The sequence below is a fragment of the Candidatus Aegiribacteria sp. genome (assembly GCA_021108435.1).
In the GTDB taxonomy this organism is placed as follows: domain Bacteria; phylum Fermentibacterota; class Fermentibacteria; order Fermentibacterales; family JCC-6; genus Aegiribacteria.
In genome coordinates this window covers 1-11,041 of sequence record JAIOQY010000074.1, presented here as the reverse complement: position 1 = coordinate 11,041, position 11,041 = coordinate 1, and the positions used below count along the sequence as shown (strand labels likewise).

The 11,041-nt window shown below is 49.1% G+C and carries 10 protein-coding genes; 6 read left to right on the top strand and 4 right to left on the bottom strand.

From position 1 onward, the window contains the following. From K8R76_04620 to K8R76_04605, 4 genes are all read left to right on the top strand, one after another. Positions 1 to 606 (top strand): hypothetical protein (locus K8R76_04620; protein MCD4847456.1); only part of this gene is annotated, 606 nt, incomplete at its 5' end. Between the two features lie 96 nt (positions 607 to 702). Beyond that, the gene (locus tag K8R76_04615) at positions 703 to 1,308 is read left to right on the top strand and encodes a lamin tail domain-containing protein (protein ID MCD4847455.1); all 606 of its coding nucleotides are present in this window, start codon (positions 703 to 705) and stop codon (positions 1,306 to 1,308) included. A gap of 15 nt (positions 1,309 to 1,323) precedes the next feature. Next, positions 1,324 to 2,481 (top strand): MBL fold metallo-hydrolase, encoded by a 1,158-nt coding sequence (locus tag K8R76_04610; GenBank protein MCD4847454.1) that lies wholly within the window; start codon positions 1,324 to 1,326, stop codon positions 2,479 to 2,481. Continuing rightward, positions 2,451 to 3,332 (top strand): hypothetical protein, encoded by an 882-nt coding sequence (locus tag K8R76_04605; protein ID MCD4847453.1) that lies wholly within the window; start codon positions 2,451 to 2,453, stop codon positions 3,330 to 3,332. Before K8R76_04610 ends, K8R76_04605 begins: the two co-directional genes overlap by 31 nt. Before the next feature lie 3 nt (positions 3,333 to 3,335). Here K8R76_04605 and K8R76_04600 read toward each other — a convergent pair whose 3' ends face one another. The 4 genes from K8R76_04600 to K8R76_04585 form a co-directional block, all read right to left on the bottom strand. Next, positions 3,336 to 4,529 carry an ATP-binding protein gene (locus K8R76_04600; protein ID MCD4847452.1) on the bottom strand — a complete coding sequence of 398 codons (1,194 nt, stop codon included), beginning with the start codon at positions 4,527 to 4,529 and terminating at the stop codon, positions 3,336 to 3,338. Positions 4,530 to 4,861: 332 nt separating this feature from the next. Beyond that, on the bottom strand, positions 4,862 to 5,302 hold the full coding sequence (locus K8R76_04595) for a cytidine/deoxycytidylate deaminase family protein (protein MCD4847451.1): 441 nt from the start codon (positions 5,300 to 5,302) through the stop codon (positions 4,862 to 4,864). Between the two features lie 77 nt (positions 5,303 to 5,379). Further along, on the bottom strand, positions 5,380 to 6,882 hold the full coding sequence (locus K8R76_04590) for a hypothetical protein (GenBank protein MCD4847450.1): 1,503 nt from the start codon (positions 6,880 to 6,882) through the stop codon (positions 5,380 to 5,382). Continuing rightward, entirely contained in the window at positions 6,879 to 7,967 is a 1,089-nt protein-coding gene (locus K8R76_04585) for a helix-hairpin-helix domain-containing protein (protein ID MCD4847449.1), read from the bottom strand. Before K8R76_04585 ends, K8R76_04590 begins: the two co-directional genes overlap by 4 nt. A gap of 441 nt (positions 7,968 to 8,408) precedes the next feature. Here K8R76_04585 and K8R76_04580 point away from each other — a divergent pair, with 441 nt between their 5' ends. Together K8R76_04580 and K8R76_04575 are read left to right on the top strand one after the other, a co-directional pair. Further along, a complete protein-coding gene (locus K8R76_04580; GenBank protein ID MCD4847448.1) occupies positions 8,409 to 9,878 on the top strand; it encodes a DHH family phosphoesterase in 1,470 nt (489 codons plus the stop codon). A 102-nt stretch (positions 9,879 to 9,980) separates the two neighbouring features. After that, complete coding sequence (locus tag K8R76_04575) at positions 9,981 to 10,937, top strand: NAD-dependent epimerase/dehydratase family protein (protein ID MCD4847447.1); 957 nt, start codon at positions 9,981 to 9,983, stop codon at positions 10,935 to 10,937. Positions 10,938 to 11,041 lie beyond the last annotated feature (104 nt).

Below are 11,041 nucleotides of genomic sequence, written 5' to 3'. Positions count from 1 at the left end.
GATACTGATTCTGAATATGAAACAGGGGATATCTCCATACCCGGATCCGGCTGGGTGGATGTAGGACCTTACTGTACGGATAATGATTTCGCGAAGTATGAACTGTTCTGGGCTCCGGACGAATCTCCGGACTGGAATCTCATCGTGGAATCAGCAGGTGAGATTTACGAGGGCATACTGGGCATCTGGAACACAGCTGAATTTGAACCGGGACATTACGATCTTCATCTCATAGTGATTGATCAGCTGAACGACAGCCTTGTGGCTTCAAGAGATGTAGAGTTGTACGCTCCAACCGGTACAGGTGAGCCCGGTTTCGATATTGAGACATTTCTGTTTCAGAGCTGTCCCAATCCGTTCAGTAGCCGCTCAACGATAGGATACCGGGTCTCAGGTGAATCTCATGTCATCCTGAAAGTTTATGATATAACGGGCAGAGAAGTACGAACTCTGGTCGATGATGGTATATCAGAAGGCTGTTACTCAGTTGAATGGAACGGGAAGGACAATTTCGGAGCAGCTGTCAGTCCCGGCCTCTACTTCTGCAGGCTCTTGACTGAGCAGGGCTTCTGTCAGATTCGGAAGATAACGTTCCTCGATTATTGACAGTCAGATTGGCTCGAGTTGACAAAAGGGTTTCAAACTCCTATGAAATATGATGAAGTGTGCCATGTAATGGTGTGCTTTAAAGGAGGTAGATCTATGATATTTCTTTCTATTCTGTTGATTGCTCAGATTACACCGTTTGTCCCGGGTGACAGTGGCGAAGGAATACTGTCCAGCGGTGTTATTGTTATTAATGAATTCATGGCGCATCCACTCGCTTCCTATAATGAAGAATCCGGTGAATGGGTTGAGCTGTACAACAGATCGGGAGACTGGATTAACCTTTCCGGATGGGTTCTGTCAAACGCGCTTGGACAGGAAGTAACGATGTCCACTTATCTGCTGCCGCCGGAAGGTTACTACGTCCTTTGCGCATGCGGAGATGAATCCATGAACGGCGGTCTTATTCCGGATTATGTATACGGCAATTTCACAATTAACGATACTGGCAGACTGACACTGATCAGTGCTTCCAGAGAAATTATTGACGAGATAATCTATACCAGCAGCTGGCCTGTTACAGCAGGTCACTCCTGCGAGCGAATCAACCCAGGGTGGATTTCCAGCACGCCTTCAACATGGGACGTATCCACAATAGCTTTCGGGAATGGTGATTTCGGCTCACCTGGTTCACTGAACAGTGTATACGAGAATTCGTTTGTGCAGAACAGCTGGGCATTCATAAAAGCATTCGTTCAGTAAGCTGAAAGAGATTACTTGAAAACAGTTTTTGTTCTGTTACCTGTTCTTTTGGTTCACTGCGCCTTTTCGGCTGACCCTCTTGTTGTATTTTTCATAGATCCCTCATTCGATGAGTATTCCGGTGACGCTATGGTTGTATGTACACCCGGCGGCAGGCATTATGTGATCGATGCGGGTGACATGCGCAACTATCCTCCTGTGTGGGACTGCGGAGCGGAGAGGGTATTGCCTCTTCTGGACAGTCTCGGCGTTACATATCTGGATGGTGTTATCGGTACACATCCCCATTCGGATCATATTGGCGGACTTGTATCTGTTTATAATACTCTTCCGGTAGTGACAGCATACGATTCAGGCTGGCCGTACGGAGGCAGCTGGACTTACGAAACCTATCTTGAAGCGATCGAGAACAACGGCTCTGAATTCGTTACTCCCCGCAGAGGGGATTTCCTGAACTGGGGTCCCGAACTGACGGTTGAGGTGCTTCATCCCGTTGATCCATTGTCTCCATCCAATATGAACAACTCTTCAATAACCATCCGGCTTACATACGATGAAGTATCATTCATTTTTACCGGTGATCTCGAGACGGACGGCGGAGAGGACGTTATTCTGGGAGCGCTCTCAACAGGAGAGATTGAGGACATATCAGCAAATGTGCTGAAAGTAGGACATCATGGATCATTCACATCTACCTGCACGCAATGGCTGGTTAAGATTAATCCTTCGATTGCCGCCATCTGTGTTGGTTCTGGAAATCCTTACGGTCATCCTCACACGGAAGTTATAAACAGACTGAACGGCAGAGATATAACCATCTACAGAACCGATCTTGACGGTACGTTCTATATATCCTCCGATGGACAGGGAGTTTATTACAACTCCATGCCGCCCACTGGAGAAGGTCCTGCCTCCATAGATGAATTCGCCGTATATCCAAGCCCTGCCACCTCGGTGGTTACTTTCACGTGGGACGCGACTGAGGGACAGTCTTCCTCGATAATGGTCTTCAATCTAAATGGAGAGAAGATCCTTGATGTAAACGCTTCGTCCGGTTCTTATACATGGGATCTTTCAACCGGTGATGGAATGGCCTCTCCTGGTCTTTACGCTGTTGTCTTCAGAACTTCGGGAGGTGAGGCATGTACCGAATACTTCGCTGTATCCCGCTGATAGCGGTTTCTCTTGTTTTCGCAGGCGGGTCGGGTACAGCTGATCTTCTGGTTCTGTCATCTCCGGGGTTTCCATCGATGACAATGCTCGGACCCGCAGGGAGCGCAATAGGTTCCGGTTCGGGATCCATACTGTCGAATCCGGCTCTTTGCGAAACCGGATTCAGCGTGGCTGGAGGCCGCTGGAATCTTGAAACTACAGCAGCCTCAGTCGCCGGCGCTTTCTCTATCGGATCTGACATTGAAGCAGGAGTCGGTCTTGTTTATCTGGGCAGAGGAGGGCTCATCGGAAGAGATGAGTCAGGTGCTGTTACAGGCGAGTATTCCTATTCAACAGGCTGCGCAATGGCCGGAGTGTCCTTCCCGCTTGCCGGCTGGATCGAAGCTGGTGTTTCCGCCGGTCTGTCATGGGAGAATGTGGCTTCTTCGGGAGGAACCGGTATTACCGCGAACGCTGGGATGGCTTTTAAACCTTCCGGTGAGTTTCTTGCCGGTATTGTGCTTACCGGCGTCGGGCAGGCTCCTTCCTGGCAGGGTATTCGCAAGGATATGCCAACCGAAATATCCGCCGGTGCCAGCTATCGAATATCATCGATTCTGACCGGTTTTGCAGGCGGGAAAATCGGATTCTGGACTTCCGATGCCTTTGGATGCGGAATGAGCATTAATTACAGGGAGTATGGATGTTCGATCGGATATCAGTATTCTCCCGGTGAGGAAGAGATAAGCGGATTCTTCGCAGGTTTGCGGTATACCTATGAATCAAGCGGGTCATATACAATTGAGATAGCCACGGAGCAGAGAACCGAACTCGACTGGCCTGTTCTGGCCGGTCTTTCCGTTTCACTATAATCTTCAGGACTGAGCGCCTGTGAGGAACTCTGGTATGTAGATCTGAGGGATACCTTTCCTTGATGGAAAGTCTCTATCCATGGAAAGCACCATCTTGGGGCAATTGTCCTGAATGTTCATGAGGGGGAGAAATTCTCTGTCGATCGTTTCCTCAGATGCAAGAAGATACGCAACCTGAATGTAAATTGTCTCATCTCCCCTGTGGGCTGTGAAGTCAATTTCCTTTCCGTCCATCCAGCCGATGAAAATGGAATAACCTCTTCGCCTCAGTTCCATGTAGATGATATTCTCGAGAAAACCGGAAATATCACCTTCCCTGTAACCGAAAAGTGCATGCCGGAAGGCAAGGTCATTCAAAAACGCTTTACCGGTGTATTCAAGTTGTTTCTTACCCCTGAGATCATATCTTCTCACGTAATGAAAAGCGAAAGCATCAGACAAATAGCGGATGAAGTCGATGACAGTGTTAACTGATGTACTCCTGCCCAGGGATCCAAGATAATCTGCAATACGTTTTGCAGAGAAAAGAGAACCGATGTTGTCAGCAAGAAAGGTAAATACTGATTCGAGAAGCGGAATGTTTCTGATGCTGTTTCGAGTAATTACATCGTTCAGAAGAACGGTATCCTTAACGGACTGAAGGTACTGGCAGGCAACTTCCCATGAAAGCTCCATCGAATGAAGAGCCGGCATCCCTCCAAATTTCAGGTATAAACGAAATTCCTCATCCAGTGAGACGGCATCATCCCCACGGAATTCAATGAACTCCGAGAGACCAAGCGGATATATCTGAAATTCTACATATCTTCCCGCAATCTTCGTTGCCAGTTCCGATGAAAGCATCTGTGCATTTGATCCTGTAATGTAGAGATCAACTCCGCCTCTGGCGAGTAGAGAAGAGACGATTTCCTCCCAGCCTCTGATGTCCTGTACCTCATCAAGGAACAAAGCCATATCGGTTCCCTGATCAGTAATCATTCTGTGAAGCAGAATGCCATCCCGATATTGCCAGTTTTCCATCAGTTCCATATTGACTGAGAGAATTTTCGTTCCCGGAGAGATCAATCTCACCAGATCGGCAACCTGACCCAGAAAGACGCTTTTCCCAACCCTGCGCATACCTGTTATGACCTTTATAACAGGAGATCCGATGAATGGTCTGATTCTGTCAAGATACAAACTTCTTCTATAATGCAAGAATGTCACCACCTTTTGAATATCTTATTCTATACTGTAAGATAAATCATGTCAACAAGGAAAAGGAGGTGGCTGATACAACATAAGATTCGATGAATGTTTTGGTTACTATGGATATAAACTTATCCTATACTGTAAGAAAGTCCAAATTTCGGAATATCTTATTCTATACTGTAAAAAAATTACATTTCAGTTAAGTTTACGATAACGGTCACCAGATCCAGTCATCATTATTGGAGATATTCAGCCTTATTGACAGTCCGGCACTGCAGTATCCAGTGGTAACTGTGACTGGTCCAGAACAGTCAGGAAAGATGAGCGAATCTGAATGGTCAGCTTTCGAACTTCTTCGCGGATGAGTATCCTTCGAGATCGTAGTCTATTTCCAGTTCGGGCATCGGCAGCCGGTCAATCGGAACACCTGATTCATCGAGGAACTTTTCGGCAAGCGAACCGCGATAGTCGGAGAAGATAACAACCCTTAAAATACCGGCAGCGAGCAGAGCTTTCGCGCAGGTGGTGCAAGGCATATTCGTTACGTAAGCGGTGGCGCCGTTCAGTGGAACGCCGTGCCTTGCGGCCTGGGCAATCGCGTTCATTTCGGCATGATTTGTTCTGACGCAGTGGTTATCGACAATAAGGCATCCGACGTCATCGCAGTGTTCCAGTCCGGGAAGAGAACCGTTGTAGCCCGTTGAAAGCACATACCTGTCCTTCACCAGCACACAGCCGCAGTGCATTCTAGGGCATGTGGCGCGTTCGGAAGCAAGCATCGCAAGTTTCAGAAAGTATTCGTCCCAGGATGGTCTCAAAGCTATTCACCTCTTTGAATGTTGATGAAATATGCGTGCTACTGAAACGCGCAGTCAAGCTGAAAACCGAATTCAGTTCTGGAGTCACCTTCGGTTTCTTCCCAGCCGGAGCCCAGAACAGCCGCGTTCTCGATGATCTTTCTCAGGAACCTTGCCCTCAGGAAGAGATCTTCACTGATTTCAGCGGAAATGCTCATATGGAACATGAAGCCCCTGTCCCATAGCGCAGTGGAGCCGAACTCACCGGGGAAGAAAGCTTCTGCCGCGTATATCCTGGAGTTATATCCATCGGTTGCAAAAGCGGCTCCGCCAAGACCGAGTGACAGCAGGCTGACTGGAAAGTATCGAATTCTGAGTTCGATTCCGGTTCCGTTTTCAGTGGAATCTTCGTCGGAGGTCCATCCGGTGACCGAGAGTTTTGTCCTGATATTGAGTTTTTCAAGAGGCTGCCAGCTATTGCCTGTCCAGGCTCTCCAGCCTGATTCCGCGGTTTCTGTTCTTGTCCGCACACCAGCAGAAGCTTCCATGCTCCATGGGAATCTGTATTGAACCTCAGCCGAACCGCGAAGCAGATGCTCATCGTCATTGAAATATGTTGCAGCGCCTGCTTTCAGAGCTGTTCTTGAAAAAACATTCCACCTGAACCCGTAACAGAAGCCGATATCACATTCGCGGCCTATAGGGGCTGATGTCCTGGCATCAGGGAAATCCGACGGATTCCGCAGCAGCATGAGCATGTGTCTGAAGTCACCGAAATTCTGTGATGGAGCTGCCCAGAACGCGACTGATACTCCTCCGGAATCTACTCCAGCGGCTGTTTCACCCGTGAATGTGAAAGTGCTGAAATCAAGATCCCAGTCGGTTCCCATGCGGACCCAGTACCGGTCGTCACTGTCAAGCTCGGTAGCCCCGGCAAGTGTCACCCCCCATTCCTCACCTCCAACCCGAATTGCTCCGAGGGTTTCATGGATGGCGGCTTTTCCGGCGATCTCGGATACCGTTCTGTGGTGTCCGTCACCGATGGAGTCCAGTAGGGAATAAGCCGCGAGAAATGACACATCGAGATCTCCGAACCGGGCTAAGGCTCCGGCTCCGATCAGCGGGTCGCCTCTGCAGCCCCACGCGGATGTGGCGGGTTCTATACGATTTCTTATGCCCGGAGGTTTGTATAGAGCGAGTTCATTCAGGTCGGACCAGCTGCCTGGATATGAAATAACCATCCCGCTTCCCAGATCAACCTTGAGCCATCCGGCCGAGACGGACTGAAAGTTACCGTTCGGAGGAGTCCACATGACACCTCCGGAAATGATATCAACCCATTCCTCGCCTCGGGCCTTGTCAAGAAGAAGTGAGAAGCGCATTGTGCCGCTGCGGAATCTGAATCTGTCATAAAAGCCGAACTCGTCGCCTGCGTAGTGATTCTCAATGGTTCCGCGGCACGCCGGGAACCTTCGATGAAGCCGGATTCTGACATTCCCTTCGAAAGCGGAAACAGTACTGTACAGAATAATGAGCGGAATAAGTACTACGGTTATCTTCATTCAGCTACCAGAAACTCTCTAAATACTTCCATGAGTGAAGGCCCTACGCCGGGAATATCATCAAGCTCATCTATTGAAGAGACAGGTCCGTTCTGCCGCATCCATGCGGCTATCGCTGAAGCCCGGCCCGGTCCTATCCCTGGAATCAGTAAAAGATCCTCCTCGGCAGCCGTGTTGACATTCAGGGGGAATTCAGGAGTGGAAGCCTCTGCTTCCTCCTCGCTGTCAGAAAAGCTCAGTGCGGGTGGGTCTGACGCGCAATGGCCCCAGCACAGAGCAACTGAATGGGTTCCGGGAAGAGTTGAATGCTCTCCGTAACCGTATTCAACGTTGATAAGAGACACAGAAATGGAAAGGGCAGCCCAGAATCGCGCGGGATTCGTAATCATTCCCGCCCCGAGACTGATACTGGACGCCGGGGAGAATGCGGTATGAAAACTGAATTCGGTATCGAGCCCTTCCTGCCTGCCGGCTCCTATGGCCAGGGACACTCTGTCTACAGGGACAACACCGAGACCGAGCTCAAGTGATCGGGGAGAGGACGGATCGCCGGAATCGCCAAGATCACTTCGAATAATACTTCGGAAAACCGCTGTTGAGTAAATACCGGAAGTGGGAGACCAGACCGCGCCGATGTCCGCTGAGACTCCTGTTGCCCTGCCGTAACCGCTTATCTGCAGATTTCTGATAGAAATATCCGCTCCGAGAATGACACCGTTCATGATTCGATAAGCAGCCGCGGTGACAGCGGTTCCCTCGGTATAGCTTTCATCTCCAGACAGAGAGAGGGCAGCGCCCACAGCGAATCTATTGAACATCCAGTCCCCTGCTATTGCCGTTCGGTCAAGACCGCGCAATCCAAAAGGACGTGATGCTGAAGCCGCGACTCCGTGTCCTTCAAGAAGCCCGAGACAGGCCGGGTTGACCATTATGACCAGCGGTGTTGTGGGGAAAAGGCTGGAGGCTATTCCGCCCTGAAGCCATGGAGATTCCGAAACGGGTTCAAAGGCCGCTTCAGCGGAGTATGCGGAGAGCAGCAGAAGGAACACGGTTACAAAAGTGCAAAGAACTGATTTATTCTTCATACCCTGAGTTTACGAATATATCCGAGAGGTTTCAAGTGCTGGCTGTTCAGGCATGGCTGAAAAATGAGAGTTATTCATTCAAGCAGAGGGCTCAAAGCTGTCAGGAGTATATGACAGGAGCGAATTGGAAAATTATTCGTTGAACTGCATAAGTGTAGTCCAGGATCGGAAAAGTAATGTTTAAAGGCGCATTATGGTAATAGACAAAAATAAGCCAGGTAAAAGCACCGATTGATATACGCAGATTGGCAGGTATCCTTCGAGGAGTACTGGACAGCTTATAGTATTCAACGGAGGTAATTAGCAATTCCAGTTCAGGTAGTGAATTCCTAATGGATATTATTAAAGGTTGACAAAGCAGCTTTAAGGAATAAGGCTATGTTGTTGTATTTATAAATTGGTCGGTCTTACCGATATAATTCAGGTTGTTGGAGAGAATTGATGCGTTCCATTGAAGAAGGTCCCGACTCGCAACGGGGCAGGTGTAAGGTTACACCTCTGGCATATTCCATCCTTCGGAATCGCTTTCCCGAATCAACAGATCCCATTAAAGAGTGGCTGCCCGATAGGCCGGAATGGTCGGACGGGATTCCCGACATTGATATTCTCCGCCGTGAACTCGAAGATCTGAGGATTCGCAAAGGAAAGATCGTCCTCTACGGACACGATGACATGGACGGTATTACAGGACTGTACGTTGGAATCAAAATTCTTGAGGGAGAGGGTTTTGAAGTCATTCCAATCACGCCCGAACGTTCGACAGATGATTATGGTCTTATTCCAAGGCTGATGGAGGGGTCTCTTCTGTCAGGTGATCTGCTCCTTACAGTTGATTACGGATGTTCTTCTGTGGCCGGAGTCCGGTGGGCTCTGGATCAGGGTGCAAGGGTAGTTATTACCGACCATCACATGCTTAACCCTCCTTTACCTGATGCTCATGGAATGATCAATCCACAGAGAACCGGTCCCCCCGCCACTTATCTGGCCGGCTGCGGAGTCCTGTACGCTGCCCTGATATCGATCTTCCCCGGGTGGGAGAACGAACCCGGACTTCTTACAGCTGTCGCTCTGGGAACCGTTTCAGACAGAGTACCTCTGCTGGGCTGGAACAGGTATCTCCTTGAGGAGTTCGGAAAGATCGATATCGATATGCTCAAAGGCGGCATGAAGATGCTTGCCGAGATGTGGCCCGCAAGAGAGTCGGCCTGGACGGGATCCATGATCCGTCACGAGATCACATCAACTGTTGGAAAAGGGAAGGGCTCAGGAATCGGGATCATGCTTGATTTCATGATGGATGAAGACTACAGAAGCTGCAGGTCTATCTGGAAACTCATGAAAAAGGAAAGCCGGTATAGAGCGTATCAGCTGTCAGACATATTCTCGCAGGCTCTCAAAAACAGAGATGACCAGGCATCCGCATATGGAATGACACTTGTATATATGGACAAAATTCCTGATGGCATGGGAGGAACTCTTGCCAGTAAATTAAGCAGAGTAACCCAGAGGGGAACACTGATAGTTTCCCCGCGGGAGGGTGGAAAACTCGTTGGAGAAGCCCGCTCATTCGGCGATTGGGACATGGCCGGTTTTCTCGTGAGTATGGGAGATGTATTCACCAATGCGGGAGGACACAAAATGGCAGCCGGATTCAGCTGTGTGGGTTTGAGATGGGATCAGCTCAGAGAACTGCTGCTGTCGAGAATGGTTGAATATCCGGTTGATCCGGTACCGGTACCCCACGTAGACCTTCTGGTTGATGAACTTCCGAAACCCGAGGAACTTCTATGCCTGGCACCGTTTGGAGGGAAATTCCTCCCTCCTGCCGTACAAAAAGATAATCTGAGGTACCTGTTGCATGTAGGTATAAATACGGTCAGCTGGGGCATTTCAGAAGAAAGCGGCGACTAGGGTCGGACATAACAACGTACACTTACCCAATAGCGTAATGTGGAATAAAACGTACATACCCCTGGTGATGTTTTTCAGGGATATTGAAGAGAGTGAAAACTGATGAAATATATCGTCACAGGAGCCGCAGGCTTCATCGGAAGCCATCTGTCCGAGCGTCTTCTTGCTGAAGGAGAAAGTGTAATCGGTTTTGACTGCTTCAGAGATTATTACTCTCCCGAGTTAAAAAGAGCGAATATTTCCTCTTCTCTTGACAATCCCCGTTTCACACTTCTTGAGCAGGATCTTTCGGATACGGAATTTTTCGAACTTGATGAAGCGATACCTGATGATGAAGAAATCATCATATACCATATGGCTGCCCAGGCAGGCGTAAGGAAAAGCTGGGGAAAGGAATTTCTTCGCTACACTGCCGATAACATCCTGGCCACTCAGCGCCTTCTTGAATGGGCTGTCCGCTTCGGAAGGCTCCGCAATTTCATCTTTGCTTCATCATCTTCGGTATACGGACGTGTTGACGCTTTGCCGATGGTTGAGGACATAACTGTTCCAATTCCTGATTCACCTTATGGAGTAACCAAACTGGCTGCGGAAAATATGGTCAGGCTTTACACCAGAAATCATGGTTTGCCGAGTGTATCACTTCGATTTTTCACAGTATACGGTCCCCGTCAGAGACCCGATATGGCATTCAACATTTTCATAAGGGCGATCCTCGAAGGAAAGCCAGTCAGAATATTCGGTGATGGAGGACAGACACGGGATTTCACATACATTGGTGATCTGGTGAAGGGTCTGAGGCTTTCGGAAAGCTGCACTGACGGCAGGGTGATGAATCTTGGCGGCGGTAACACACTTCCTCTTCTGGAAGCTATAGCCATCCTTGAGGAGGCTGTGGGGAAGAAAGCCTGTCTGGAATTCCTTCCGGTTCAGGCCGGTGATGTTCCAGACACCTTTGCGTCAACAGAGCTTCTGGAAAGAACAATCGGCTGGAAACCGTCTACGCCTCTCCTGGACGGCCTCCGCGAAGAATCCCGCTGGCTCCAGGGTCGGACATAACAACGTACACTTACCCAATAGCAATAAGTGAAATAAATTGTACATATGTCTGTGGAATCTTGTAAACAGGTATGTTGTTTCCGGAAAAGAAATGGGGACACGCA